Raw genomic sequence first — 26,551 nt, 5'->3', positions numbered from 1 at the left:
GCCCTCGGCGCGGCCGCGTCCGGTCGGGGCCCGGCGCCGGTGCACCCCCCCGCCCCCGCGGTCGCAGCCGGGGCGGTCCGTCGGGCAGCGGGCAGCGGGCAGCGGGAACGCGGAACGCCCCGCACCGCGGGGTCGCGGTGCGGGGCGTTGCCGATGTCCGCGCGGGGCGTGGGGACACCGCGGACGGGCCGTCAGGGCGCGTGGGTGAGGCTGTCCTCGTCCTGCCCCGAGCCGTCCTCGCCACCGCCGACGGCGGCCTCCGCCTCGGCTCGCCGGGCCTTCTTGGAGGCGGTGAGGCTGGTGATCGTGGTGATGACCAGGACGCCGCAGATGACGGCGAGCGAGACCTGGGTGGGGATCTCCGGGACCGGGACGTCGTACTCGTGCAGCGCGTGGAAGAAGAGCTTCACGCCGATGAACCCGAGGATGATCGACAGGCCGTAGGAGAGGTGGACCAGCTTCTGCAGCAGTCCGCCGATGAGGAAGTACAGCTGCCGCAGGCCCATGAGGGCGAAGGCGTTGGCGGTGAAGACGATGTACGGGTCCTGGGTCAGGCCGAAGATCGCCGGGATGGAGTCCAGCGCGAACAGCAGGTCAGTGGTGCCGATCGCCAGCATGACGACGAGCATCGGCGTGATCAGCCGCTGCCCGTTGCGGACGATGGTCAGCCTGGTGCCGTGGTACTGGTCGGTGGAGGGGAAGCGCTTCTCCACCATCCGCATGAAGCGGTTCTCCTGGAACTCCTCGTCCTCGTCGTCGCCGCGCGCCTCCTCGATCAGCTTCCACGCGGTCCAGATGAGGAAGGCGCCGAAGAGGAAGAAGACGAAGGAGAAGTTCGAGATCAGCGCGGCGCCACCGGCGATGAAGCCGGCGCGCAGCACCAGCGCGATGAGGATGCCGATCATCAGCACCCGCTGCTGGTAGATCGTGGGCACGGCGAACTTCGTCATGATGAGGATGAAGACGAAGAGGTTGTCGACGCTGAGCGACTTCTCGGTGATGTAGCCCGCGAAGAACTCGCTCGACGCCTGCCCCTCGCCCATCCAGAGGAGGCCCAGGCCGAAGAGCGCGGCCAGGGCGACCCAGACGGCGGTCCAGATGCCCGCCTCCCTGGTGGTGACCTCGTGCGGTTTGCGCCCGCCGATGAAGAAGTCGGCGGCGATCAGGGCACACAGGCCGACGATGGTCAGGACCCAGATGTTCAGCGTGACGTCCATACAGCTCTCCTAGCGGCTGCCGGGCGACGTTTGCCGGCGGTGTCGAACCACGGTCCGGGGGGATTCCGGCCACGGTCCGGCGGCGCCGGTCGGGCCGCTGCCGGTGTCGCCACCGTGCGTGCCGTTCTCCGGACCACCGGCCGATTCTAGGGAGTCGAACGTGCGAAATGGGGGGTTGGGCCAGAGATATCCCCCACCTTCACGACGCCGCGTGACCCGGCGTGATCCCGGCGTGGCCGCATCGGCGCCGGGTGTCGGGGTGCAGCGACACAAGGCCCGTTCAGATGGGCGGAGGGTGACGGACCGGGCACCAGGGGCCCGACAGGCGTCCGACTGGTGGGCGGGGTGCGTGATGAAGGACACAGCGCGTCCGGTTCGTCGCCGCCCGAGCCGTGACCGCCAGGAAAGATGCGGGCTGCATGATGAATCGGCCGCCCTCGCGCGCCCGCGTGCGCGCCGTTCCCGGCGCGGTGCCGAGCGGGCAGGCGCTCGTCGTTCGCGACGCGCCCCGGGCGGCTCCGCGGCTGCCCGGCCCACGGGCGGCCGAGCAGGACGGATCGTGAGGAGCGACAGGTCATGGGCGGCGTCATCACGGGGTTCGCGACGATCTCGGTGATCATCGCGGTCGGCTACGCCGCCGGCCGGTTCGACGTCCTCGGCGACAACGGGCGGCAGGTCCTCACCCGGCTCGCGTTCTCCATCGCCACGCCCGCGCTGCTCTTCACCGTCATGGCCGAGGCCGACCTCTCGGTGATCCTCTCCGCCCCGCTGGTCGTCACGGCGCTCTCCACCTTCGCCGCGGCGCTGCTCTTCGTCGTCGTCGCCTCCGTGCGCCGCTGGGGCGTCGGCTACTCGACGATGGGCGCGTTGTGCGCGAGCTACGTCAACGCGGGCAACCTCGGCATCCCGATCGCGGCCTACGTCCTCGGGGACGCCTCCCTCGTGGCGCCGGTGCTGCTGCTGCAGCAGCTGTTCATCGCCCCGGTGGCGCTCACGATCTTCGACATCACCACGGCGGAGGAGCGGCCCGGGGTCTGGCGGCAGCTGACCTCGCCGTTCCGCAACCCGGTGGTGGTCGGCTCGCTGCTGGGGTTGGCGGTGAACGTGGCGGGGGTGCCGGTGCCGACGGTGGTGATGGACCCGGTGGCGCTCATCGGTGGGATGTCCGTCCCGGCCGTGCTGCTGGCCTTCGGCATCTCGCTGCGGGGGCGGGCGCTCCCCGGGCGGGGGCCCGACCGCTGGCCGGTGCTGCTGTCGGTGCTGATCAAGGTCACCGTGCAGCCCTTCCTGGCCTGGATCATCGGCGCCGGGCTCTTCGGGCTGTCGGGCGAGACGCTGTTCGCCGTCGTGGTGGTCGCCGCCCTCCCCGCCGCGCAGAACCTCTTCACCTACGCCTCGCGGTACGACATCGGCACCACGCTGGCCCGGGACTCGGTGCTGCTGTCGACGATCCTCGCCGCCCCGGCGCTGGTCGTGGTGACGGTGCTGCTGCGCTGACCCCGGGCCTGCCCGTCGGGACGGGGGGCGGGCACGGCGGGCACGGTGGGCTCAGCCCGGTTCGCCGCCCGCCGGCGCCGGCGCCGGTGCCGGATCGGGAGCCGACGGGCGCGTCCCGCCCGGCTCCCCGGGCGGAGGTGCCGCCGGCGCGGCGCCGACGATCAGCCGTGCCACCGCCGCCCGTGCCAGTCCCTCGGAGTACGGCCCCGGGTCCAGCGCGTGGTGGATGGACAGCCCCTCGACCAGTCCGTCGAGCTGCCGTGCCATCTCGGGCGCGACGTGGCGCTCCAGGGAGGCGCGGCTGCGCGCCATCCAGGCGCGGGTGATCCGGCGGAACTCCGGGCGCCGCGCGGCCAGCGTGTACAGCTCCAACGTGACGACCAGCGAGTCCCGGTCCCCGAAGGTGTCCCGCAGGATGATCTGCACCACCGCGTCGGCGACCTCGGGGAGGGACCGGGCGCCTGCCATCCGCCGCTCGAAGCGCTCGCTGATGCGCAGCGAGAACCGGGTGAACGCCTCATGGAGCAGCTCGTCCATGCCGGTGAAGTGGTAGGTGACCGAGCCCAGTGGCACGTCGGCGCGGGCGGCGATCCGCCGCGCGGAGGCGCCCACCACGCCGTCCTCCGCGATCACGTCGAGGGCGGCGTCGATGATGCGGTCCCGCCGACCGGGGTCGTTCCGCCGCGTGCTCATAGTCGCGTCAGTGTAGGGCGCGCACCGCGCCGGGCCCCCGCGCCACCCGTTGCCGCGACGGTTCCGGACGGGCCCTCCCGCCACCCGGGAGTCGTGCGTACGATCGTACGCATGCTCTCGACCTCCCCCACGCCGCAGGTGATCCGCCGCTGGCGGCTCTCGCTCTTCGTCTTCATGCTGCTGGTCGGCGTCTCGATGTCCTCGTGGATCGTACGGACGCCCGCGGTGCGGGACGCGATCGAGGCGTCGACCGCGCAGATGGGGCTGGTCCTCCTCGGTCTGTCGGCCGGGTCGATGTCGGGCATCCTCAGCTCCGGCGCCGCCGTCCGCCGCTTCGGCGGCCGGAACACCATGGCGGTGGGCGGGGCCCTCGTGGTCGCCGGTGTGCTCGTGGTGGGGCTCGGCAGCGAGGCGGCCTCCGCGCCGCTGGTCGCCCTCGGGCTCGCGTTCTTCGGCGGCGGCGGTGGCCTCTCCGAGATCGCGGTCAACATCGAGGGCGCCGACGTCGAACGGCGACTCGGACGCTCGGTGCTCCCGGCGCTGCACGGCTGCTTCAGCGCCGGAACGGTGGTCGGCGCGCTGGCCGGCATCCTCTGCACCTACCTGCGGGTGCCGGTCCTGTGGCACCTCGCCGTGGTCGCGGCGCTCGCCGCCGCGGCGGTCGCCTGGGCGCTGCGCTTCATCCCCACGGGGACCGGCCGCCGGGCCGCGGTTCCCGGCCACGGCGGCGGCTTCCGCGCCCAGTTGGCGGTCTGGCGCGACCGGCGAATCCTGCTGCTCGGCGCGGTGGTGCTCGCACTGGCACTGGCCGAGGGCTCGGCCAACGACTGGCTGCCGCTGATCATGGTGGACGGCCACGGCACGGGGCAGACGGTCGGCTCGATGGTCTTCGCCGCGTTCGCCGCGGCCATGACGGCGGGCCGGTTCGCCGGCGCCGCGCTGCTCCGGCGCTTCGGCGCGGTGCGGGTGCTGCGCGGCAGCGCCGTCATCTCCTCGGTTGGCCTGGCGCTCGTGGTGTTCTCCCCGAGCCCCGCCCTCGCCGGGGTGGCGGTGGTGCTGTGGGGGCTGGGTGCGTCGCTGGGCTTCCCCGTGACGATTTCCGCGGCCGGTGACTCCGACGACCCGGACGCCGCGGTGGGTGCGGTCGCCACCGCCGGGTACCTCGCCTTCCTCGCGGGGCCGCCGGTCCTGGGGTTCGTCGGCGAGCACGTGGGGCTGCGCGGGGCGATGGTGCTGGTGCTGCTGGTCGTCGCCACAGTGGTGGTGACCTCTGCCGCGGCGCGCCCCCGAGACGCGGGCGACGGCCCGGCGGGGGAGACGCCGCCACCGGGCAGCGCCGGGGAGGCGGTCGGCGTGCGACCCGCCGCCGACGGGGCCGACGGTGCGGGCGGCGTCGGAGACGAAGGAGCGGAGGGGCGGCCCGCCCCGGTGGGCTGACTCTCCGGGACGGGACGCCGCCGCTACTGCCCGGGCCGCCACCGGTGGGTGGCGGCCCGAGCGGCGCCGCGCCGCGGGACGTCAGGCCAGGCCGTGCACCCGCTGGGTGGTGAGTTGGTAGCGCGCGGATATGACCTTGATCCGCCCGTCCGCCACGCGCGGGGCTATGTCGACCTCGGCGCTCAGGGTGTCGCGGACCGAGCGGGTGAACGCGTTGGTGGTGGCGTCCACCTGCGCCTCACCGGTGGTCGTGTGGTCGATGGACGGGATGATCTGGTCCACCAGGTAGTCGAGGTGCACGGGCATCTGGGCGCCCGTCTCCTCCACCTGGATGGCGGCCTTGACCGCACCGCAGTGCTGGTGCCCGAGGGCGACCAGCAGCGGGATGCCGAGCTCCAGCACGCCGTACTTGAGGCTGCCGATCACCGCTGAGTCCAGGACGCAGCCGGCGGAGCGGATCACCATGAGGTCGCCGAGCCCCTGGTCGAAGACCAGCTCCGGCGGGACCCGGGAGTCGATGCAGGCCAGGATCAGGGCGAACGGCTGCTGTCCCGACACCGCCTCCAGGCGACGGGCCGGCGTCTCGTTGGGGTGCTGCTGGTTCCCGGCACGCCAGCGGTTGTTGCCGGCGACGAGGCGCTTGAGTGCCTGGTTGGGCGTCACGGTGGCCGGGGTGGTGGTCAGCGGGTAGGGGACGGAGACCGGGCGGGCCGGGGCGGCGACGGCCTGACCGGCGCCACCGAGCGTGAGGGCGGCGCCCAGCGCCGCCGTGCCGGTCAGCGCGGTGCGCAGGAAGGTCCGGCGACCGTTGCCGTGGGTGGCGGCAGTGGTCGGGGCGGACGAGTCGGAGGGGGTGGGGAGTGGACCTGTGGCCTCACAGTTCGAAATCACGATCGGAAACTAGATACTTGCTCAACTCTTCTGATTGATCTGGTAATTACTTGATCACTGCTTGGTGAAACCGTGGTCAAGGACCAGTGGGAATTGACCGAAGCTTGGCCCGCCCGGCCCTTGCGCCCCGCTTCGCCCCGGGCCGGCGGTGCTCCGCACCGCAGCGTCAACCAGCCAACTCACGGCCGCCGTTGGGTGCACGCTGAGCTACCGCCGCAGGGCATTCCGGCCGGTACGTCCCCGAGCGCCGCTCGCCGCGCCGTCCGCCGCCCGCGGACCGCCGACGCGCGTCCGTGGTCGCGCCCGCCGATCCCCGGCCGCCTGCCGGCGCGTCGCCCCGTGCCCGCCGCTCGGCGTCCCTGCGGGCGCCTCGCCGCCGACCGCCGGTGGGCCCGACGCCCTTTCCGCGGTGTGCCCTGTCACGGCCGGGCCGGCCGTCGCCGGTGAGCGCCAACTGTCGGTCGAGCGGCAGCGCCCGCGGTTGCGCCTCGTCTCGCCCGGTGTCCCACGCGGTCACGGAACCCCAGGTCAGCCCCGTGATCTCATCCCATCGTCCCTCCGAGGCCGACCCGCGTTGACCGCCGGTGAGACGGCGCAGCACTCTGCTTCCGGCGCCGATGGAACGGCGCCACCGGGCCCGTCCCGACCCCCTCGTGCGGGGTCCGGCGGGCGTGGGCGCCCGCCCCGTCACGGGGGGCGGAGGCGGGCCCCGCGGGGGAGCGTGGGCGGCGAGAGGAGGAACGAGATGTCCCGGATGACGCATCACCTGTCGCGCCGAACGGCGCGTGGTTGGAGCTGGAGCTGACGCGGCCGGCGGGGAACGGCTGACAGCGGAGTGCACCATGGGTATTTGACGCAAGGTCACCGCTTCGGTGACGCAGGGTAGTCAGGGGTCGGTGGTGATTGCTACGCTCTGCGGTGGATGACGACTATCACCGCCGGGGGTGGGTTGTGGCCGGCGTACGCGAGAACACCGCTGCCATCGAGGCCTTTGCCGAGAAGCTGCGCGAGCTCAAGGGCAACACGAGCCACAGCTTCGAATCGATAGCGCGCCGAACCGGCGTGAGCCGCTCCACGCTGCACCGCTACTGCTCCGGCAAGGGAGTACCGGCGGAGTTCGCGACCGTGGAGCGGTTCGCCCGGTGCTGCCGCGCCGACCGTGCGGACCTGACGGAGCTGCACCGGCTGTGGGTGCTGGCCTCCGAGCCGCTGCACCTCCCCGCCGATCCGGCCGGCGATCCGGCCGGCGAGACGTCCGGCACGCCGGGTGCCTCGACGGCCGGTACCGCGGCGGAGGGCGGCAGCTCCGCTGATGACGCCCCGGGGGAGGGCGGCGCCGAGGAGCAGGCTGCCGGCGATACCGCCGCCGCGGCGCGGCGGCTGCGGGGGCGCCTGCCGGTAGTCCTCCTCGTCCTGGCGCTCCTCGTCGGAACCGCCGTCGCCGTTGTCGCCCTCGCGGGCGGGGGACCGGACGACCGGGCCGGCGGAGACGAGGCACCGGGGTCCGGGGGCGGCGCCCTGGCCGGCACGAACGAGCAGCGGGCGCTGCTGCGCCACCCCTGCGACGAGCCCATCACCATGGGCCGCCACGACGGCTGCGTCGAGGAACTCCAGGAGCTCCTCGTGGAGCGTGGCCTTCCGATGGTGGTCGACGCCCAGTTCGGCCCCGAGACGCTGCGCCGCGTCACGGCGTTCCAGGTCTTCGCAGGCCTGGGGGTCAACGGTGTCGTGAACGACGAGACCAAGCTCGCTCTCTACGAGTCGGACGTCGCGATAGAGACCCCGGAGGAGGAGGAGCTGGCGGAACTCATCCGGGAGGTCTTCCCGGGCGAGGACGCCGACACCGCCGTCGCCGTCGCGGCCTGTGCCACGAAGTTCGACCCGCTCTACGTCCTCGGCAACGAGAACGGCACCCGCAACTGGGGGCTCTTCCAGATATCCGACAGTCGGCTCAACGACCTCCGGAGCAGTCCGCTCGAAGCGCTCGACTGGGAGACCAACGTCCGACTCGCCCACCAGCTGTGGGAGTCGGACCAGAGCTTCGAGCACTGGTCGTTCTGTTTCGCCGGCATCGACCGCGTGCGGGAGGAGATGGCGGCCCGCGAGAACGGGGAGCGGGAGGAGTAGGCGGGTGCCGACGCCCCGCGGCGACCGGCGCTCGACCAGGGGCCGAGGAGGCTTCCGGTGCGCAGGGCGGCTCGGCGTCCTATGCTCGGAGCCGCTGCCGCACGGCGGCGCCGGAGCCGTCCGCACACCCCGCGGCCGGACCGGACCCCGTCACGAGGACTCCCATGCCGGACCAGGAAACGGTCGATCCACCGGGGCAGCGCAACCGCCCCGGCGAACTGTCGCTGTCCCTCGGGCTCGTCGCCCTGGTCTTCTCCTTCGTACCGACGCTCGGTGAACTCATCGCCGTGCCGGCGGGATTGGCGGCGCTCGTGCTCGGCGTCATCGGGGCACGCCGCTGCGAGCGGGGCGAGGCGGGCAACCTCGGCTGGTCGCTGGCCGGCGCCACCCTCGGCGTCATCGCGCTGCTGATCGTGGTCCTGGTCATGGCGGTGGTGGGCAGCCCGGTGCGGTGACCCCGGCCCGCCCGCCCGGCCCGCCCGCCCGGCCCGCCCGGCCGCCCAGCCCGGCCGAACCGCGATCCCCACCGCCCGCTTTGCCACCGCCCGCCCGCTCCGCCGTGCCGGGATCAGGCCCCTGCCGCTACTGGGCGAGGAACCGGAGCAGCTCCTCGTTGAACCGGTCCGCGTGGGTGACGTTCAGCCCGTGGGGCGCACCCTCGATCACCACCAGCTGGCTGCCGGTGATCGCCTCGTGACTGCGCTTCCCGCTGACCTCGAACGGCACGATGCCGTCGGAGTCCCCATGGATCACCAGTACCGGCACGTCCACCGCCGCCACGTCCTCGCGGAAGTCCGTCCGCGAGAAGGCGCCGATGCACTCCAGCGTCGCGGTGGGGGAGGCGGGCAGCGCCATCTCGACCGCCTCGGCGTGCTGCGCCGGGGAGACCAGGTCGGTCCGGTCCCCGGCCTGGAAGAACTGGGTGACGAAGCCGTCGAGGAACCCGGCGCGGTCGGTGCGGACGCCGTTCTCGAACTCCGCGATCGTGGCGTCGTCCAGCCCGCCGTCGGGGTTGTCCCCGGTCCGGTGCAGGTACGGCGGCACCGCGGCCGCCAGCACGGCGCGGCTCACCCGGTCGCTGCCGTGGCGTGAGAGGTAGCGGACGACCTCGCCGCCGCCCATCGAGAACCCGACGAGCGTCGCGTCGCGGACGTCGAGCGCCTCCAGCAGCGCCGCCAGGTCTGCGGCGAAGGTGTCGTAGTCGTACCCGTTGGCCGGCTGCGAGGACTCACCGAACCCCCGCCGGTCGTAGGTGATCACCCGGTGTCCGGCAGCGGTCAGCACGTCCGTCTGCGCCTGCCACGACCGCCCGTTGAGCGGCCAGCCGTGGATCAGGACGACCGGGCGGCCGGAGCCGCTGTCCTCGTAGTGCAGTTCGACGTCCTCGACGCCGGGCCGTTCGCTCTTGACCGTGATCTGGGGCATGCTGCTCAACCTTTCCTCGGACCGCGGGACGCGGGGCGTGTCGCCCCGGCACGCGCCGGGTTCGCGGGTCCCCGGTGGTGACGGGATTCCGGTCCCGGTTACCCGCCTCACCCGCCGGGGGTTCCGGAAACCACCCGCGCCCCGCAGTGCCACCGCCCGATCGGACGCGCCGGCCACCCGTACGGCCCGCCCGGGCGGCCGCGCCGGCTCCGCCCGAGAGGGCCGTCGTGACCCACCGGCGCGCGCGACGGTGACGCACGTCACTCCCGAAGGAGAACCCCGCGGCCCCCTGCCACGTCTGGCGGGTGTGAGAGCACGCAGGAAAGCGCCGCACGAGCTGGACGAGGAACGCCTCGTCCGGCTGGTCGCCAAGGGCGACCGGGGAGCGTTCGACGAGTTGTACCGGCGCACGTCGCCCTGGCTCGCGGTCCGGCTGCGCCGTCGCTGCGCCGACGAGCAGATCGTCGCCGAGGTCATGCAGGAGACCTATCTGGCCGTCTGGCGGGCCGCCGGCGCCTTCGCGGGCAGCGCAGTCGGGGGTACGGCCGTCGGCTGGCTGTGGACCATCGCCGCCCGGCGGCTGGTCGACGCGTTCCGCCGCCGCGCCCACCACGCCGAGCCGCCGCTCGCCGCCGGTGAACGCGTGGCGGCGCCCGCCGCGGAGGACGAGGTGCTGGCCGCCACCGTCGGGGGCGACGTGGGCGACGCGCTGCGCGACCTCGCTCCGGAGCTGCGGCAGGTCCTCCAGGCGCTGGTTCTCGACGGGCTCTCCGTCCGGGAGACCGCCGTGCTGCTCCACCTGCCCGAGGGCACGGTCAAGACCCGCGCCCGCCGGGCCCGGGTCGCGATGAGGAAGGCGCTGACATGACCGGGGACCACCCCGCCGAACGCTTGCTGGCCGCCTACGTCTCCACCGGCGGACCTTCTCCCGGCCCGTCGGCCGCCGGTGACCGCGCCGGGCACGGTCGCGCCGGCACACCACCGCCCGTCGGGGCGCCCCGGGCCGGGGTCACGCCGGACGGGACGACGCCGGGCGGGACGAGCCGGGCCGGGGTCACGCCGGACGGGACGACCCCGGGCGGGACGAGCCGGGCCGGGACGAGGCCGGGCGGCCCGGAGGCCGCCCCCGGTGCGCTCACCGCCGACGAGCTGTGGGCGGTCGAAGCCCACCTGGAGGGGTGCGCGGCCTGCCGCGCGCGGCTCGCGGTGGTCGTCGGCGAGCACGAGCCGGCCGTCACCGCGCTCCTCACCGCCGTCCGCCTCGACCTCGAACCCACGCTGGCCGCCGTCCGCCCGGCCCCGCCGCGCCGTCGGCGCCCCTGGCCCGCCGCGTGGGCGACCCCCGCGATGGCGCCCTGGCTGGTGATGATCACCGTGATCACGCTGGCCGCGCTGCTGCTGGACCTGCTCGCCACGCACACCCTGCCGATCCCGCCGCTGCTGCTCGTGGCCCCCGCGCTGCCGCTTCTCGGCGTCGCCGCCGCCTGGTCGCGCGGTCTGGACCCGGCCTTCGAGCTGACCGCCGTCACCCCGCGCTCCGGACTCGGACTGCTGCTCGGGCGCACCCTCGCCGTGCTGCTCGTGCTGTTCCCGCTGCTGCTGGCCGGCGGGGCGATCACCGGCGTCGGGACGGCGCTGTGGCTGCTCCCCGCCCTGGCCCTCACCGCCACCGCGCTGGGACTGGGCAGCGTCATCGGGGTGACCCGCGCCGTCGTCGTGCTGGGGATCGGGTGGTCCGGCGCCGTCCTGGTCCCCGCCCTCGCGCTCGACACCGCTCCGGCGGTGCTCCAACCGGAGCATTTCACCGGCTGGGCACTGCTGCTGGGGCTCGGGGCCGGCGTGGCGGCGCTGCGGCGGCGTGCGTTCGCCCTCCCGGGGGCCGGCGGCCGAAGGTGACCCCGGCCCGCCCCTCCTCCCCTGCCACCGCCGCGCGAGCCGCGCCCGGACGGCGCTGACCGCCGTCCACCCGGCCCCGCCTCACCACCACCCCACACCCGAGCCATGCCCCGCCCCCTCCCACGAGAGGAACCCGCTCATGACCACCGCGACCGGCGCCGCCGACCTCGCGCCCCGGCAGTACGCCTGGGAGATCGAAGCCGACGCCCTGAAGGTCCGCGTCGGCAGGAACCGGATGGCCGTCGACGGCCTCACGCTCTCCCTCGGCACCGGCACCCACGGCCTCCTCGGCCCCAACGGAGCCGGCAAGACCACCCTGATCAGGGCTCTCGCGACGGTGCTGCGCCCCGCCGAGGGCGACCTGCGGCTCTTCGGCGCCTCGGTGCGCGGCGGAACCGAGCAGCGGGAGACGCGCCGCCGCATCGGCTACCTGCCGCAGGAGTTCGGCTACTACAAGCGGTTCACCGTCCGCGAGTTCGTCGAGTACATGGCCTGGCTCAAGGAGGTCCCGAAGCGCGACATCCCCGGTGCCGTGCAGCGCGCCGTCGAACGCGTCGGGCTCGCCGACCGCGCCGACGAACGGATGAAGGCGCTCTCCGGGGGCATGGTCCGCCGCGTCGGCATCGCCCAGGCCATCGTCAACGACCCCGCCGTGCTGCTGCTCGACGAACCCACCGTCGGGCTCGACCCGGCGCAGCGGCTCCGGTTCCGTGAACTCCTCCAGCAACTCGGCCGGGACACCTGCGTGGTGGTCTCCACCCACCTGGTGGAGGACGTCGCCGCGGCCTGTTCGGACGTCGTGCTCTTCGCCGAGGGCCGGCTCGTCTTCCAGGGCACCCCGGCCGAGTTGGCCGCCGCCGGCAGCGACGACCAGCCGGGCGACAGCCCGTTGGAACGCGGCTACTCGGCACTGCTCGACACCTCCCGCGGAAAGGGCGCCTGGTGAACCTGCGCGTACTCCGTACCGAACTGCTGCGCTCCGCCGCGCCCTGGGTCGGCCTGGCCGTCCTCGGCGGCGGCCTGGTCCTGCTGCACCTGCTCGGCGCCGCCGGGCCGAGCAGCGGAACGACCGAGTGGACCGGCCAGTGGAACTCGCTGGCGCTGTGGACCCGCACCACACTTGTCGTGCTGCTGCCGCTCGTCGTCGGCATCGGCGCGCTGCACGGGCTGCGGGACCACCGCTCCCGCACCGGCGAACTGCTCGCCGCCACCCCCCTGCCCGCGTGGCGGCGCGCGGCGCTGCCAGCGGCGGCCTTCGGCCTGGCGCTCGTCCTCGGCTTCGGCGGGCTCGTCGCCGGGGGCGCACTGCGGGTGGCGACGGGGGAGACCACCCACCACCACCTGGGGTGGCTCCCGATCACCGGGGTGGCGCTGCTCGCCCTGGCGGCGGGGGTGGTGCTCGGCGCCGGAGTCGCACGGGCGCTGCCCTCCCCGCTGACCCCGCCGGCGCTGGTCGTCGTCTGCCTCGTCGCCAACGTCCTCCTCGTGCAGCACGCCGACGCGGCCCATCCCACCTCGGGAATCGCTCCCCACCTCCTCTCACAGCTCACGCCGGCGGTCGCCGTGCCCCGCCAGGTGCTGCTGACGCTGACCGGCGCCGTGCACCTCGGCCAGACGGTGTTCTTCCTCGGCCTGCTCGTCTGCGGGTTCGTGCTACTGGCGGCCGCGTCGACGCGGGCTCGGCTGGTGGCCCTGGTCCCCGCGGTGGTCGGTGCGCTCCTGGCGCTGCACCTGCTCCCCGCCGCACCCCGCGACGGCTACCGGGTCGACGCGGCGGCTGCCGCCTGGGTGTGCGAAGGCGAGGTGTGCGTCAGCGAACTGCACCGCCACCGCCTCGCCGGACTGGCCCCGGAGGGAACGGAGGCGCTCGCCGTCCTGTCGGACGCCCTCGGCGAGGGCGCCCCGACCCGGCTGCGGGAGGAGACGGCCCTGCGCGCCGTCGGCACCGACCGGCCGCTCGAAGTCGACCTGCTCCTGGTGCACTTCGAGGACCCGACCGTCGCCGCGGCGACAGGGGACCAGCTGCTGCGCCGCCTGGTGGGCGAGGGCCTGGCACCGGACTGCTGGCCGCGCACCACGCGGGAGAGCGGCAGCGACACCTCGCTCGTCGTGCAGAGCGTGCTGGCGAGCTGGGCGCTCGGCAGCTTCGAGCTGATCGAGGCGGAGGTGTACGACGCCGACGACTACCGCAGTTCGGCCGAGGCGGCCTGGGCCGAGTTCGCCGCGCTGGGCCCGGAGGCACAGCGCGCCCGCGTCGCGGAGATCCGTGCCGACGCGCTGGTGTGCGAGTACACCTGGCCCGAGGAGCTCGCGGGCGGTCCGGCATGACCGCTCGGATCGTGCTCCACCTCCGCTCCCGGCGAGTGCCGTCCTCGGCTGCGGCCCTGGCCGCCGTCGCGTGCGCGCTGTGGCCGGTCGGCCTGCTGGTGGACGGCCCCGCCGACCCGCGGCTGGTGGCGCTCGCGGTGGCCGGCGGCGTCACGGCGGGGTCGGTCGGACTCGCCGGTCAGGACCCCGACCTGGACCGGACGGCGGCGCTGCGCTGGGCGCCGCGCCGTGCCGTGCACCTGCTGGCCGTCGGTGCCACGGTCGCGGCGGTTCTGCTGCTGGTCGGGGCCGTCGGGGTGCAACTCGGGACCGTGGAGGTGCTGTTGCGGACCTGCGCCGGTGCCGCCGGGCTGGTGGGGCTCGGCGCGGCCCTCTGGGGTGCGCGGCAGGCCTGGCTGCTGCCGCTCGGGTGGTTCGCCGTGGTCGTCTTCGCGCCGGTCCGGGACGGCTTCCCGGACTGGGTGCTGGCGCCCCCGGGCAGCACGGCCGCGAGCTGGACCGCCGCCGTGCTGCTCACGGCCGGGACGGCGACGTACGCGGTGTTCGGCCCGCGGCGGTAGCCGCCCGCGCGGGGCGTCCCGTGCCGTGACCACCCCGGCGCGCGAGGCCGCCCCGCAGGCGTCCCGGTCAGCGGGTGCGGCGCTCGGTGACCGGCCCCCGCGCGTCCGGGCCCCCGCGCGTCCGGGCGCCGGTGGGTCCGGGCGTCGGTGGGTCCGGCGGACCGCAGCACGCGGCGCCGGGCGTCCCGGTCAGCGGGTGCGGCGCCCCGGCGACCGGCCCGCCCGTGGTCACTGCTCCGAGCGGCGCTTGCGGGCGTGGGTGCGGGCCTTCATGCGGTTGCCGCAGGCGGCCATGGAGCACCACCGGGCGGTGGCGGGCCGGCTGCGGTCGACCAGGAAGAGGTTGCACTCCGCGTTGGCGCACGGCCGCAGCCGCCCCGGCAGGCCGGTGGCGACGCGCGACCACGCCAGGACGACGCGGACCGCGAGCTTCTCGTCGGCCGGCGTCTCCAGTTGCCAGGTGACGCCGGCGGGCGAGACCGCGGGGTGCAGCCGTGCCTGTCGGAGCACGGTGTCGAGGGGGCCCACATCGCGGGTGCCGCCGCGGATCAGCTGCTGCAGCGCGTCGCGCACCTGGCAGACCCGCTCGCGCTCCTCCGCCGAGCCGTCTCCCCCCAGCCCGCGCAGCCGGTCCTCGCCCCCGGCGGCGCGCAGTGCGTCGGTCGGGTGCCCGTCGACCACCGGGGCGCTGTTGAGCACGGCGATCAGCAGGTCCTCGTCCTCGATGACGGCGCCGGCCATGGATCACTCTCCTTGACGTGCCGATTCGGGGTGTGCATGATCAGCATAACCTAACCGTTTAAATTCGATTAAGGGGTTACCGTGGTTGCTGTCCACCACCGCACCGTCGAGGTCGACGGGCTCACCGTCTTCTACCGGGAGGCGGGGCCCGCCGACGCACCCGTGCTGCTGCTCCTGCACGGCTACCCGACCAGCTCGCACATGTTTCGGCACCTGATCCCGGCGCTCGCCGGCCCCTACCGGGTCATCGCCCCCGACCACATCGGCTTCGGCCGCTCCTCCGCCCCCGACGTGGACGCGTTCACCCACACCTTCGACGCCCTCGCCGAGGTGACCCGCAGCTTCCTCGCCGCCCTCGACGTCGACCGGTACGCGATCTACGTCCAGGACTACGGCGCGCCCATCGGCTGGCGGCTCGCACTCGCCGCGCCCGAGGCGGTCACCGGTGTCGTCTCGCAGAACGGCAACGCCTACGAGGACGGCTTCGTACCGGAGTTCTGGGCACCCGTCTGGGCCTACGGCGCGGACCCCGGCCCCGAGAACGAGGCGCGGCTCCGCCCCGCGCTGGAGCGAGAAGCCGTGGAGTGGCAGTACACCCACGGCGTCCCCGACCCCTCGCTGATCGCCCCCGACACCTGGGAGCACGACCTCGCGCTGCTCGCCCGCCCCGGCGTCGACCGCGCCCAGCTCGCCCTCTTCGCCGACTACCGCACCAACCGCGCGATCTACCCGGCGGTCCACCGCTGGCTGCGGTCGAGCGGCGTGCCGCTGCTGGCGATCTGGGGCCGCAACGACGAGATCTTCGGCCCGGCCGGCGCGGAGGCGTTCCGCCGCGACGCCCCGGACGCCGAGATCACCCTGGTCGACGGCGGGCACTTCCTGCTGGAGAGCCACCTGGAGACGGTCGCCGAGGCGATTCTGCGGTTCCGGCCCCGGGTGCTCGACCACCGCGCGAGGCAGCGGTGACGGAGGACGCCTGACCCGCGGACGAGGCCGACCTCGACGACGCCCCCGGGCAGGGGGCGGTCGCCGGCGATCACCCCGGCCTCGCTGCGCTGCGGGCGGTGGCGTCTGCCGCACCCCGCGCCACCGCGCCGGAGCACGCCTACTCACCGGGCCGCCGGTCTCCGGCCGCCGGTCTCCGGCCCCGGCCACGGCCGCCGTCGGCTCGGTGGTGGCGGAGGGGGGGCTGGACGCGGCCGCTGCGGCGGGCGCGATCGCCCGCAGGGCCGGGGAGCCGGGCGGGCCACGGAAATGCTGCGGCGCCCCCGCGACACGGTGTGACAGGATTCGGGGGTGAGGTCGTGCCCTGCGTATTTCCGGGCCGCGGAGTGAAATTCTTCACCGTACACCGCTCGCTACCTCGTGCTACTCTCGGTACCGGCTGTGTGGTTGTCGTCTCCCGGAACTCCGGGCTTCTTCGGCCCCATTCCTCCGCTCGGTCGGAGGTCCTTTTGTCACCGCTGTCCCGGCACGGGACGTCATCGCGACGAACATCGATGACCAGGTGTCCGCGCATCGCGGGTCGTCGGTGCAACTGCCCCGAAGGAGACGTGGCGTGGCGTCAGGTACGGTGAAGTGGTCCGGGACGGCGAAGGGTTCGCACCTCGTTGCGTAGGTCGACGGAACCGCTGACCGGTTCGAGCAGCGGCCGGACGCCGCAGCCGAAGGCCGCACCCGGCCGTCGGAACACCCAGGGGCCCGCGCCGCACGCGCTGTCGCCCCGGTCCGGTAGGGTCCGACGGACGACGACATCGGACACCCGCCCCGCAGCGCACCGCTCGGCGGCGGACCGAAGCCCTCGGGGTTCGCGCCCCGGTCACGGGCGCTCCCCCTGACGGCGCCGCCCAGGCGCCCGTCCCAGGCCCCGGAACCACGGGGGCCACAACCAGCACCCCGACGTCGGAACTCGATGTTCGCCTCGACGTCACCCCATTGTCCTGTGTGTTTCGCGCCGGTGTCATTGCGATCCGGAGCAACTCCGCATTCCACCCGGCTCGTACCTGTGATTCCCCGCGCTGCTCGATCGCTGCGGATATTCCTTGATGCGCGCCGTATCAAGGAAGGTTCTCCATGAACCCCGCACGTACGAATGGCCGCTCTTTCCGTTCTCGCCGGTCCGAGGGCGGGTCCTACGGCCCCGGCCCCGGCGCCGGCTCCCGGCGCGGCGGCCGCTTCGGCTCGTCCGGCAACGGCCGTTCCGAGGCGCCCAACCGCTCCGGCGGTGGCGGCCGCAACCGCCGACCCGCCGCCGTCCAGGGCGAGTTCGCCCTGCCGGAGACGATCACCCCCGCGCTGCCGGCCGTCGAGTCGTTCGCCGACCTCGACATGCCCGCGGCCCTCCTCACGACGCTGACCTCGCAGGGCGTCACGGCGCCCTTCCCGATCCAGGGCGCGACCCTCCCCAACACGCTCGCCGGTCGCGACGTCCTCGGCCGGGGCCGGACCGGCTCCGGCAAGACCCTCGCCTTCGGCCTGGCGATGCTGGCCCGGACCGCCGGCCAGCGCGCCGAGCCGCGGCAGCCGCTGGCGATGGTCCTGGTGCCCACCCGCGAGCTGGCCCAGCAGGTGACCGACGCGCTGACCCCCTACGCCCGCGCGCTGAAGCTGCGCATGGCGACCGTCGTCGGCGGCATGTCGATCGGCCGCCAGGCCGGCGCACTGCGCGGTGGCGCCGAGGTCGTCGTCGCCACCCCGGGACGGCTGAAGGACCTCATCGACCGCGGTGACTGCCGTCTCAACCAGGTGGCGATCACCGTCCTGGACGAGGCCGACCAGATGGCCGACATGGGCTTCATGCCGCAGGTCACCGCCCTGCTGGACCAGGTCCGTCCCGAGGGGCAGCGGATGCTGTTCTCCGCGACGCTCGACCGCAACGTCGACCGCCTGGTGCGCCGCTACCTGACCGACCCCGTCGTCCACTCCGTCGACCCCTCCGCGGGCGCGGTGACGACGATGGAGCACCACATCCTCTACGTGCACGGCGCGGACAAGCACCGCACCACGACCGAGATCGCGGCGCGCGACGGCCGGGTGATCATGTTCCTCGACACCAAGCACGCCGTGGACCGCCTCACCCGTGACCTGCTCAACAGCGGCGTCCGGGCGGCCGCGCTCCACGGCGGCAAGTCGCAGCCGCAGCGGACCCGTACCCTGGCGCAGTTCAAGACCGGGCACGTCACCGTGCTGGTGGCGACCAACGTCGCCGCCCGCGGCATCCACGTCGACGACCTGGACCTCGTCGTCAACGTGGACCCGCCGACCGACCACAAGGACTACCTGCACCGCGGCGGCCGCACCGCCCGCGCCGGCGAGTCCGGCCGCGTGGTCACCCTGGTGACGCCGAACCAGCGCCGCGACATGAGCCGCCTCATGACGACCGCGGGCATCGTGCCGGAGACCACGCAGGTCCGCTCCGGTGAGCAGGAGCTGACCCGCATCACCGGCGCCCAGGCGCCCAGCGGTATCCCGGTGACGATCGCGGCACCGCCCGCCGCGGAGCAGCCGCGCAAGCGCAGCAGCAGCTCGCGCGGGCGCCGCAGCCCCGCCTCCGGTGCCCGCCGCCGCGCGGGCGCCGGCCGGCAGTCCTCCTCCGGCAGGGCCGCCTGACCCACCCGGACGCGACAGGGGGCACGGCGCCCCCTCCGCCGAGGTCGAGCACACGACGTGCGACAGCTGAGTCGGTGCTCTGTCCGCAGCCGTGGACCACGGCGGTGTCAGGTGCCTTCCGGCACCCGGCACCCGGCGCCGACCGCCACGGCCGCGGTGGAACCATCCCACTCCGCCCCTCCACCCTGTGAGGCAACATGCGCTGTGTCATCGCCCGCTTCCCGTTCGAGCTCACCGAGAACAGCGTTCTCGCCTCGATGAAGGGCGTCGAGCCCGAGGAGGTCACGGGTGCCTCCGTGACCATCGGCGACCGTGTCTACCCGGTCAAGCAGGTCGGGCAGATCGTCACCGGCCAGGACCGCCGGGACTTCAGCGCCGGCGAGGTCACGCGGGCCATGACCCGGCTCGGCTTCACCTGCAGCGAGGCTCCCGCGGCCCCCGCCGCCGCCTCGGCCCCCGCGGCGCCGCGCAGCCCCATGGAGGAGGCCAACGCCCTCTTCGGCCCGCCCGCCACCTCGTCCTGACGAGGCGCTCCGCACGACGCAGCCGTGGGGCCGACCGGAACACCGGTCGGCCCCACGGGCGTTCCCCGGCGGACGGCCCCCCCCGGCGCCTGCCGCCGGTCAGCCCGCCGAGTCCGACGTCTCCCCGCCCCGCCGCAGCCGCCGCGTCGGCGTCGCGAGGTTCCGCGCAGCAGTGGCGAACGGCCACCGCCGCGTCGGCCTTCCTCCGCTTCCCGGCGGGCACGTGCTCCGGCGCCCGTGCGGCCGACATCCGCCGGAGTCCTGGCCGGAGACCGGGCACGCCCTACCCGCGGGCCGCTGCGGGGTGCGGCGGCAGATGGCCGCGAGCGACGAAGAAATCGATGTACCGGTCGAACAAGTCGTCCGTCAGCTCGGGGCAGGTGATCCCGCGCTTCGCGAGTACTTCATCGGTGGAGGTGGTGTCGATCGGCGGATAGAAGGCTTCCGGGTCGGACGTCATCAGCTCGAAGGCGTGCAGCAGCGGATAGAGCGCGTTGTCGCGATCACCCGCGATCCGCTCGCGCCACACCTCGGGTCTCAGTTCCTCCAGTTCGTACCCGCGCGCTCGCAGGCGGGCGACGCAGTGCGCGAGGGTGTAGGCGTTGGGGTTGTACAGATGGTATGTGCCGTCATGCGTCCCGGGGTTGGCGGCGATCTCCGTGATTGCGGCGCTGACGTGGTCCACGGGCAGGAGATGGAAGCGCCCGCCTGTTCCCTGCGGCACGGCCCGTGCCTGGATGAGGCCCTTGAGACTCAGCCACACGAAGTCACGTGTCTGGCAGGCGCCGTTCACACGGTCACCGGAGACGACATCGACGCGGGTGATCGAGACGGGCAGCCCCCGCTGTCGTGCCAACCCGACAATGCCTTCCGCGACCCATTTGCTGCGGAGGTAGCCACTGGCCAGCTTCTCAGGAGGCCCGGTCGGGTCCGACGGGCGCAGCGGGGCGCCGTCCGCCCTCGCCCCGTCGAAGACGCCGACGGTCGAGACGTAGTGGACCGGGGTCGTGCGGTGCCGGGCCGCGAGGCGCAACACCTCCACCGTGCCCAGGACATTGGCCGCTTTCAAAGCGGCGTACGGCTGCAGCCAGTTGACCTGCGCTCCGTTGTGGACGACCACGTCGGTCCGGCGGGCGAGGTGGTCGAAAGCGTCCTCGTCCAAGCCGAAACGCGGGCGGGCGAGGTCCCCCACCACCACGGACAGTCGTGACGGGACGATGTCGTCCCAGACCTGGTACCACTCCAGGGACGCCTGGAGCCGTTTGAAGGCCTCGGACTCGTCCGAGGCGCGTACGAGACAGTGCACCGTGGCGTCGGTGGTGCGGCACAGGTCACGCAGGAGGAAGGCCCCGAGAAAGCCGGTGGCGCCGGTGAGCAGGATGTGGCGGGCCCCTTCCCGGGGAGAGGCGCCGGTGGCTGCCGGCCGGATGTCGTCGGGTAGCACCACCTCCGCGGCGAGGTCGATGTCCGCGTCGGAGTCGTAGCCGCTTTGCGCGGGGTTCGCGCCGCTGCTCGCGCCCCCGGCGCGGGTCAGGCGGTCGTGGAGGAAAGCAGCGAGGGCCGACGGCGTCGGGTGGTCGAACACCACCGTCGGGGGCAGCGCCAGTCCCGTGGACCGCGCGAGCCGGTTGCGGAGCTCCACCGAGGTGAGGGAGTCGAAACCCAGGGTCGGGAACGAGCTTCCGGCGGGCACACGCTCCGGGTCCGGGTGCCCCGCGACGGCTGCCGCCTCCGCGCGGACCGTCGCGAGGAGCGCCGCACGGTGTTCCTCGGGCGGTAGCCCGGAGAGTCGGCGCGCGAGTGCGCCCGTCTTCGATCCGCTGTTCGCGGCCGTGCGGCGGCCGGTCGCCCCCGTCACGGCGGCGAGCAGCCGGGGAGCCGGCGCGTTCCGGCGGACGGCCGGCAGGTCCAGCGGCGCGGCGACGAGCATCGGCTGGTCGGATGCCAGGGCCGCGTCGAGGAGGTCCATGCCGTCTTCGACCGCGAGTGGAGGGAAGCCACTGTCGGCGATGCGCTCCCGGTCCCGTCGGCTCAACTGTGCGGTGATCCCTGTGTCGACGTCCCACAACCCCCATGCGACCGACGTGGCGGCGAGGCCGTGCGCGGCCCTGTGCTCGGCTAGCGCGTCCAGATAGGCGTTGGCGGCTGCGTAGTTGCCCTGGCCCGGGCCTCCCACCAGCCCGGCGATGGAGGAGAAGAGCAGGAAGACGGCGAGGTCGAGGTCCCGGGTCAGCTCGTGGAGGTGCCAGGCGGCTGTGGCCTTGACGCGCATCACCGAGCGGAGCCGTTCCGGGGAGAGGTCGGTGACGAGGGCGTCGTCCGTCGCCCCGGCGGCGTGGACGACGCCGGTGAGGGGGCGGGTCGCCGGAATGCGGTCGAGTGCTGCCGTGAGTGCGGCCCGGTCCGACGCGTCGCAGGCGGTGAACGACACGGTCTCGGCTCCCGCGGTGCGCAGCTCGGCGGCCAGAGTGGCAGCGCCGGGGGTCTCCCCACCGCGGCGGCTCAGGAGCTGGAGATGACGGACCCCGTGTTCGCGCACGAGACGGCCGGCGACGAGCGCACCGAGGCCGCCTGTACCGCCCGTGACGAGCACCGTGCCTTCCTGCCGCAGCTGCCTCCGGCCCGGGCCGGGGTTCCGCTCGCCACCGCGGACCAGGCGGGGGACGAGTATCCGTCCGTCACGAAGGGCCACCTGTGGCTCGTCCGAGGCGACGACCGCAGCCAGCTGGTCCTCGGGCGGGGTCTGCCCGCCGGCCGACGAAGCGATGTCGACGAGCACGATCCGGCCGGGGTGGGGCTGATGCTCGGCTTCGAGTTCGCCGAGCAGACGCACTCCGAGGTGGACGCCTATCGTGCGGTGGCGGAACAGGGGTTCTTCGGCTACGCGGTCGCGGGTTATCTGCTCCGTGCCCACCGCATCCGTACCTTCCCGACTGCCAGTGCACTGAACACGCTCCGTTTCGAGCCCTCGGTGCTTCTGGCGGACGAGGCGATCGACCGGCTCGAGGTCGCGCTGCGCGACGTCTGCGGGCTGCTGCGGGCGGGCGACCCGCGGCTGGTGTCGAACTGACCGACGCGCGACGTGCTGCGGAGCGGCCCTTCCGAGGTGAGCGGTGGGGCCGCTCCGGCGCGCTCGGGCCCACCGGCCGCGGTGGCCGCGAAGGCGCCGTCCCCGGTCACCCGTCGCCGGCCCCGCCGCCGGCTTCCTGCGACCCGGCCAGCCGGTACGCGCTCGGCCACATGCCGCAGATGCGTTTGAACGCTGTGCTCAGCGCGGCGGCGTTGGCGTACCCGACCTGCCGGGCGATGCCCTCGAGCGTCGCGTCGGAACTGCGCAGCAGGTCCGCGGTCAGACTGATGCGCAGCCGGGTCAGGTAGGTCATCGGGGGCTCGCCCATCTGTTGCGCGAAGCGGCGCGCGAACCAGGCGCGGGACACACCGGCGTTGTCCGCGAGCTGCTGCACCGTCCAGGGGAAGGCGGGGTCGGAGTGGAGCAGCCGCAGAGCTCTGTTCACCAACGGGTCCTCGGCGAGCGCGGTCGCGCCGGCCCCGTCCGGTCCGGAGCTGTCGAACCACTCCCGCAGGCTGGAGGTCATCAGCAGGTCCAACAGCCGGTCCAGCACCACCTGTTGATGGCGTGCGTTTTTCGTGACCTCGGACGAGAGCAGGTCGGGGAGGGAGAACGGGAAGGTCTCCGCCGGGACGAGCACCACGCGCGGCAGCACGTCCAACAGGCGCCTGCCGATGGTCGTGTGGGGCCGGTAGGCGGCTCGGAGCAGCGTGTCTCTACCCTCCGGGTTCCTCCCGCAGGTCCGCGTGGAGAGCCGCAGGTCGTCGGCGTCCGCGCCGTTGGGGCCGGTGCAGCGTTCGCCGTCGTGCGTGAGCAACTCCGGAGGCGAGTCCGGACTGTCCGCGAGCGTGTAGTGCCCCGGGCCCACCACCACGGCGACCGCCCTGGGGCGAAGCAGCACGGGAGGGCTGTCGTCGGGCACGATCCAGCACTGCCCTTGTTCCATGGCGACCAGGGTCAACGGGGGCAGGTCGGCGAAGCGCAGCGACCACGGTGGGCTGAGGACGAAGCGGTGGAAGAACGCGCCGTGCGCCCGGGTGCCGTGCAGAAGACTCGCCAGGGTCGACATGCGCCGATCGTAGGTCACCGGGGTAGACGGACGGACATCAACCGGACACCCGGAGCCATCGACTCGAATGCCCTGATGGACGTTGGGTGAGGGCATGACTGACAAGCCTATTCTGGTGTTGGGCGGCACGGGGAAGACCGGCCGCCGTGTGGTGAGCGGACTTCAGCAGCGTGATGCGGCCGTGAGGGTCGCCGCCCGCTCCGGACCGTGCACGTTCGACTGGCACAAGCGGGAGACATGGGACGCGGCGGTGAACGGCGTCCGTGCCGTCTACGTGGTGGACTCCCAGACCGAGGACGCCGGCTCGTTGCTCAGCGAGTTCGGCGACGTGGCGGTGGCCGCGGGAGTGAGCCGGTTCGTCCTCCTGTCGGCGAGGGCGTGGCAGGACATCGACGAGCCGGAGTGGTTCGCCTCCGAGAGCGCGGTGAAGGCGACCGGCGCCGAGTGGACCGTGCTGCGGCCGACGTGGTTCGGACAGAACTTCAGCGAGGACCCCTTGTTGCGTCTGCCGTTGCGGGACGGCCGGGTGGTCCTGCCGACGGGTGAGGGGCCGGAGCCGTTGATCGACGCCGAGGACATTGCCGCGGTGGCCGTGGAGGCGCTCACCTCGGACGGTCACGCCGGGGAGACCTACGCCCTGTCCGGCCCCCGGCTGCTCACCTTCGCCGGCGCGGTTCGGGAGATCGCCCAGGCGACCGGTCGGGAGATCGAGTACGTCGACGCGACGGGGGACCAGTACCGCGACCACCTGATCGAGCGGGGCTTCCCGCTCGATCATGCCGAGCTGGCTGCCCAGCTACTGGGGTGGGTGCGCGAGGGACGAGGTGCCTACCTGTCCGACGGGGTCCAGCGCGTACTGGGCCGCGAGCCGCGGGACTTCGGCGACTTCGTCCGGGTGACGGCGGCCACCGGGGTCTGGCGTCCCTGAGCCGCGGCGGTTCCCGGAAACCCTCGAGCCTCCGGGAACCGCACGGTTCCGCCGCCCCCTCGCCCCCTCGCCCGCGCGGCCGTGGCTGCCCGCGGGTGCGGTCAGTGGTGCACGGCGGCGAGGGGACGGACGGGCCGACCCCTAGCGGGCGCCCACGTCCGCGGCGGTCGTCATCGACCGGTCCGCCGCGGTCTCCGGGGAGTCGTCCGCCGGCGGGCTCGGCTCCTCGGCATCGGCGCGGGCGCCGCGTACCAGGGTCAGCGCCACCACCACGCATCCGACCGCCAGGACCGCGCTGACCGCAGCGGCGGCGTGGAACCCGCTGGTGAAGGCAGTCCTCGCCGCAGCGAGAAGCTGCTCGCCCAGCGGGCCGGGCAGCTCCTCCGCGGTGGCCAGGGCGCCCCCGATGGTGTCGCGAGCTGCCGCCAGGGCCTCCTCGCTCACACCCTCGGGTGCCGAACTCCCCAACTCCGAGCGGTAGACCGCGGTCGCGATGGAGCCGGTGACCGCGATGCCGAAGGCGAGCCCGAGCTCGTAGCTCGTCTGGCCGGCCGCCCCCGCCGACCCCGCCTTCTCGCGGGGGACGGCGCTCACCGCCAGGTCGGTGCCCAGGACGGTGATCGGTGCCAGGCCCAGCATCATGACGGTGAAGCCGGTGATGCCGAGGACGACTCCCGCATCGTCGTTCCCGACCCGGAGCAGCATGAGCGAGCCGATGAGGGACAGCAGCGCACCTGCGGCGATGACGTACGCGGGCCGTGTCCGGGCCGCGAGGCCGGGAGTGAGCTGGCTGCCGATGATCAGACCGACGGCTGGCACGATGAGCCACAGCCCCGCACGCAGCGGTGACAGCTCACTGACCATCTGCAGGAACTGCGGCAGCAGGTACTGGACGCCGTTCATCGCGGCGAGGCCGAGCAGCAGCAGGACCATCGCCCCGATGAAGACCCGGTCGGTGAACAGCCTGGGGTCGAGGACGGGCTGAGCGACCCTGGTCTGCCAACGGGCGAAGAGCACACCGAACAGGATGCCGACCGCCAGCGAGAGCAGGACGAGGCCCGACACGCCGTCCTCCGCCACCTTCTTGATGCCGTACACCACCGGCAGGATCGCCAGCAGGAAGAGCACGATGGAGACGACATCCAGCCGCCCCGCGTTCTCGTCGCGCGACTCGGGGAGCAGCGCCGGTGCGGCGACCAGCGCGAGCGCCATGACCGGCACCGCCAGCAGGAACACGGAACCCCACCAGAAGGAGTTCAGCATCACGCCGCCGACGCTGGGGCCGACGGCGATGCCCAGCGAAAGGGCGGTCACCCACATCGCGATGGCTGTCGACCGCTGCTTCGGGTCCTCGAAGACGTGAGCGATCAGAGCGAGGGTGACCGGGAGGATGGCCGCGCCGGCGATGCCGAGCAGCCCGCGCGCCCCGATCAGCATGCCGGGGGAGGTGGAGTAGGCGGCGAGGAAGGACGCCACGATGAAGAGGGCGGCGCCCAGCATCAGCAGCTTGCGGCGTCCGATACGGTCGCCGAGCGTCCCCATCAGCACCAGCATGCCGGCGATCACGAATCCGTAGATGTCGGTGATCCAGAGCAACTCGGCGCTCGTCGGCCGGATGTCGGCTGTCAGGTACGGCGTCGCCAGCCACAGGACACCGAGATCGACGGTGAGCAGGAACGTGGGAAGCAGGAGCAGGGCGAGCCCCGCCCACTCCTTGGGGCCGGCGCGCACGGGGGCCGGCGTCGGGGTGTTCACGGACACAGGGATGTCTCCTCGCGTACTCATCATTCGGAAAGATTCCGGGTGGTGTCGTCCGAGGTGCAGTGGCAGGGTGTTCGACCGCAGGCGTTCCCGTTCCGGGCCTGCGTGCGGGCGCGGACGCCGTAGGGGTGTTTCTTGCGCGCCTCGCGCAGGGCGCGCGCCCACCAGCTCAGCTGGTCGAGCATGGCCGCCGCGGCGCGTTCGCACCGCTCGACCACGGCCGGGCGGCCGCCCGGCGGGAACGGAGCCTCGTGGGCGCGGAAGCTGACGGCGTCCCGCACTGTCACCATGTGCAGGTGGGCGAAGACCTGCCGCAGTTGGGTGACGGCACAGAGCCCTTCCGTCGCTTCCCCGTAGGAGACGAAACCGATCGGTTTGGCCTGCCACTCCTGGTCGTACCAGTCGATCGCGTTCTTCAATGCACCCGGAAAGCTCCGATTGCGCTCGGGCGTGATCAGGACGAAGGCATCCGCGGCAGCCAGCCAGGGCGCCAACGCCCTCACCTCGTCGGTACCGGGGCCGTCCGTGGGCCCGAAGGCGGGAAGCCATGCTTCCGCCAGGTCCAGGACGTCCACCTGGAAGTCACCGCGAACGTGTGCCCGGCCGCTGATCCACTCCGTGGCCAGTCGGTTCAGGCCGGCCCGTCGGACGTCGTCGACGACGATGGCCAGTCGGGCACCGTCCTCCCGCAGCATCGTGGTCCTCTCCTCGGCCGTTCTCTCGACCGCCCGGTCGTGTCAGGCGCTCCTCGAAGCCCGACGGGAACCACTGTGGTCCG

The 26,551-nt window shown here is 73.6% G+C and carries 23 protein-coding genes; 14 read left to right on the top strand and 9 right to left on the bottom strand.

Annotation, left to right across the window (positions count from 1 at the left end):
• Nucleotides 1-191: 191 nt before the first annotated feature.
• Nucleotides 192-1,217, bottom strand: coding sequence for a TerC family protein (locus HCN56_RS03825; RefSeq protein ID WP_167968027.1), 1,026 nt, complete (start codon nucleotides 1,215-1,217; stop codon nucleotides 192-194).
• Between the two features lie 576 nt (nucleotides 1,218-1,793).
• Between HCN56_RS03825 and HCN56_RS03820 the strand changes: the two genes are divergently transcribed.
• Nucleotides 1,794-2,714 carry an AEC family transporter gene (locus HCN56_RS03820; protein ID WP_167968026.1) on the top strand — a complete coding sequence of 307 codons (921 nt, stop codon included), beginning with the start codon at nucleotides 1,794-1,796 and terminating at the stop codon, nucleotides 2,712-2,714.
• 51 nt (nucleotides 2,715-2,765) lie between these two features.
• On the opposite strand, the gene HCN56_RS03815 is transcribed toward HCN56_RS03820, so the two are convergent.
• Nucleotides 2,766-3,407, bottom strand: coding sequence for a TetR/AcrR family transcriptional regulator (locus HCN56_RS03815; RefSeq protein ID WP_167968025.1), 642 nt, complete (start codon nucleotides 3,405-3,407; stop codon nucleotides 2,766-2,768).
• Nucleotides 3,408-3,518: 111 nt separating this feature from the next.
• On the opposite strand from HCN56_RS03815, the gene HCN56_RS03810 reads away from it, so the two are divergent.
• Nucleotides 3,519-4,844 carry an MFS transporter gene (locus HCN56_RS03810; protein WP_167968024.1) on the top strand — a complete coding sequence of 442 codons (1,326 nt, stop codon included), beginning with the start codon at nucleotides 3,519-3,521 and terminating at the stop codon, nucleotides 4,842-4,844.
• Between the two features lie 81 nt (nucleotides 4,845-4,925).
• On the opposite strand, the gene HCN56_RS03805 is transcribed toward HCN56_RS03810, so the two are convergent.
• Nucleotides 4,926-5,735 (bottom strand): carbonic anhydrase, encoded by an 810-nt coding sequence (locus HCN56_RS03805; protein ID WP_312871030.1) that lies wholly within the window; start codon nucleotides 5,733-5,735, stop codon nucleotides 4,926-4,928.
• A gap of 951 nt (nucleotides 5,736-6,686) precedes the next feature.
• Here HCN56_RS03805 and HCN56_RS03800 point away from each other — a divergent pair.
• The gene (locus HCN56_RS03800) at nucleotides 6,687-7,862 is read left to right on the top strand and encodes a helix-turn-helix domain-containing protein (protein ID WP_167968023.1); all 1,176 of its coding nucleotides are present in this window, start codon (nucleotides 6,687-6,689) and stop codon (nucleotides 7,860-7,862) included.
• A gap of 164 nt (nucleotides 7,863-8,026) precedes the next feature.
• Entirely contained in the window at nucleotides 8,027-8,317 is a 291-nt protein-coding gene (locus HCN56_RS03795; RefSeq protein ID WP_167968022.1) for a hypothetical protein, read from the top strand.
• 127 nt (nucleotides 8,318-8,444) lie between these two features.
• On the opposite strand, the gene HCN56_RS03790 is transcribed toward HCN56_RS03795, so the two are convergent.
• Entirely contained in the window at nucleotides 8,445-9,287 is an 843-nt protein-coding gene (locus HCN56_RS03790; protein ID WP_167968021.1) for an alpha/beta fold hydrolase, read from the bottom strand.
• A 307-nt stretch (nucleotides 9,288-9,594) separates the two neighbouring features.
• Here HCN56_RS03790 and HCN56_RS03785 point away from each other — a divergent pair, with 307 nt between their 5' ends.
• The 5 genes from HCN56_RS03785 to HCN56_RS03765 all read left to right on the top strand — a co-directional run bounded on the left by HCN56_RS03785 (nucleotide 9,595) and on the right by HCN56_RS03765 (nucleotide 14,071).
• Entirely contained in the window at nucleotides 9,595-10,155 is a 561-nt protein-coding gene (locus HCN56_RS03785; protein ID WP_167968020.1) for an RNA polymerase sigma factor, read from the top strand.
• On the top strand, nucleotides 10,152-11,183 hold the full coding sequence (locus HCN56_RS03780) for a zf-HC2 domain-containing protein (RefSeq protein ID WP_167968019.1): 1,032 nt from the start codon (nucleotides 10,152-10,154) through the stop codon (nucleotides 11,181-11,183). The genes HCN56_RS03785 and HCN56_RS03780 overlap by 4 nt, the downstream gene beginning before the upstream one ends.
• A gap of 139 nt (nucleotides 11,184-11,322) precedes the next feature.
• A complete protein-coding gene (locus tag HCN56_RS03775) occupies nucleotides 11,323-12,129 on the top strand; it encodes an ABC transporter ATP-binding protein (protein ID WP_167968018.1) in 807 nt (268 codons plus the stop codon).
• Nucleotides 12,126-13,511, top strand: coding sequence for a hypothetical protein (locus tag HCN56_RS03770; protein WP_167968017.1), 1,386 nt, complete (start codon nucleotides 12,126-12,128; stop codon nucleotides 13,509-13,511). Before HCN56_RS03775 ends, HCN56_RS03770 begins: the two co-directional genes overlap by 4 nt.
• Nucleotides 13,508-14,071: a hypothetical protein gene (locus HCN56_RS03765; RefSeq protein ID WP_167968016.1), complete on the top strand. Its 564-nt coding sequence runs from the start codon at nucleotides 13,508-13,510 to the stop codon at nucleotides 14,069-14,071. The genes HCN56_RS03770 and HCN56_RS03765 overlap by 4 nt, the downstream gene beginning before the upstream one ends.
• A 228-nt stretch (nucleotides 14,072-14,299) precedes the next feature.
• Here the strand turns inward: HCN56_RS03765 and HCN56_RS03760 are convergent, their stop codons facing one another.
• The gene (locus HCN56_RS03760; RefSeq protein WP_167968015.1) at nucleotides 14,300-14,812 is read right to left on the bottom strand and encodes a CGNR zinc finger domain-containing protein; all 513 of its coding nucleotides are present in this window, start codon (nucleotides 14,810-14,812) and stop codon (nucleotides 14,300-14,302) included.
• Nucleotides 14,813-14,893: 81 nt separating this feature from the next.
• On the opposite strand from HCN56_RS03760, the gene HCN56_RS03755 reads away from it, so the two are divergent.
• The 3 genes from HCN56_RS03755 (at nucleotide 14,894) to HCN56_RS03745 (ending at nucleotide 18,945) form a co-directional block, all read left to right on the top strand.
• A complete protein-coding gene (locus HCN56_RS03755; RefSeq protein WP_167968014.1) occupies nucleotides 14,894-15,778 on the top strand; it encodes an alpha/beta fold hydrolase in 885 nt (294 codons plus the stop codon).
• A 1,107-nt stretch (nucleotides 15,779-16,885) separates the two neighbouring features.
• Complete coding sequence (locus tag HCN56_RS03750; protein WP_167968013.1) at nucleotides 16,886-18,421, top strand: DEAD/DEAH box helicase; 1,536 nt, start codon at nucleotides 16,886-16,888, stop codon at nucleotides 18,419-18,421.
• A 197-nt stretch (nucleotides 18,422-18,618) separates the two neighbouring features.
• The gene (locus HCN56_RS03745) at nucleotides 18,619-18,945 is read left to right on the top strand and encodes an SCO5918 family protein (RefSeq protein WP_167968012.1); all 327 of its coding nucleotides are present in this window, start codon (nucleotides 18,619-18,621) and stop codon (nucleotides 18,943-18,945) included.
• A gap of 283 nt (nucleotides 18,946-19,228) precedes the next feature.
• On the opposite strand, the gene HCN56_RS03740 is transcribed toward HCN56_RS03745, so the two are convergent.
• Nucleotides 19,229-21,724, bottom strand: a complete 2,496-nt coding sequence (locus HCN56_RS03740; RefSeq protein WP_312871031.1) for a thioester reductase domain-containing protein — start codon at nucleotides 21,722-21,724, stop codon at nucleotides 19,229-19,231.
• A gap of 21 nt (nucleotides 21,725-21,745) precedes the next feature.
• Here HCN56_RS03740 and HCN56_RS26125 point away from each other — a divergent pair, with 21 nt between their 5' ends.
• Nucleotides 21,746-22,015, top strand: a complete 270-nt coding sequence (locus HCN56_RS26125) for a hypothetical protein (RefSeq protein WP_245245881.1) — start codon at nucleotides 21,746-21,748, stop codon at nucleotides 22,013-22,015.
• A gap of 106 nt (nucleotides 22,016-22,121) precedes the next feature.
• Here the strand turns inward: HCN56_RS26125 and HCN56_RS03735 are convergent, their stop codons facing one another.
• Nucleotides 22,122-23,084 (bottom strand): AraC family transcriptional regulator, encoded by a 963-nt coding sequence (locus HCN56_RS03735; protein WP_167968011.1) that lies wholly within the window; start codon nucleotides 23,082-23,084, stop codon nucleotides 22,122-22,124.
• A gap of 94 nt (nucleotides 23,085-23,178) precedes the next feature.
• On the opposite strand from HCN56_RS03735, the gene HCN56_RS03730 reads away from it, so the two are divergent.
• Complete coding sequence (locus tag HCN56_RS03730) at nucleotides 23,179-24,012, top strand: NmrA family NAD(P)-binding protein (protein WP_209312314.1); 834 nt, start codon at nucleotides 23,179-23,181, stop codon at nucleotides 24,010-24,012.
• A 141-nt stretch (nucleotides 24,013-24,153) separates the two neighbouring features.
• Here the strand turns inward: HCN56_RS03730 and HCN56_RS03725 are convergent, their stop codons facing one another.
• Together HCN56_RS03725 and HCN56_RS03720 are read right to left on the bottom strand one after the other, a co-directional pair.
• On the bottom strand, nucleotides 24,154-25,797 hold the full coding sequence (locus tag HCN56_RS03725) for an MFS transporter (protein WP_167968031.1): 1,644 nt from the start codon (nucleotides 25,795-25,797) through the stop codon (nucleotides 24,154-24,156).
• Entirely contained in the window at nucleotides 25,797-26,468 is a 672-nt protein-coding gene (locus tag HCN56_RS03720; RefSeq protein ID WP_167968010.1) for an NADPH-dependent FMN reductase, read from the bottom strand. The genes HCN56_RS03725 and HCN56_RS03720 overlap by 1 nt, the downstream gene beginning before the upstream one ends.
• Between the last annotated feature and the right edge of the window lie 83 nt (nucleotides 26,469-26,551).

Origin of the sequence: Streptomyces lonarensis, assembly GCF_012033735.1 — a bacterium.
Taxonomy (GTDB): Bacteria; Actinomycetota; Actinomycetes; order Streptomycetales; family Streptomycetaceae; genus Streptomyces; species Streptomyces lonarensis.
The sequence above is the reverse complement of the archived record's forward strand: the minus strand, read 5'-3'. Positions and strand labels throughout refer to the sequence as shown.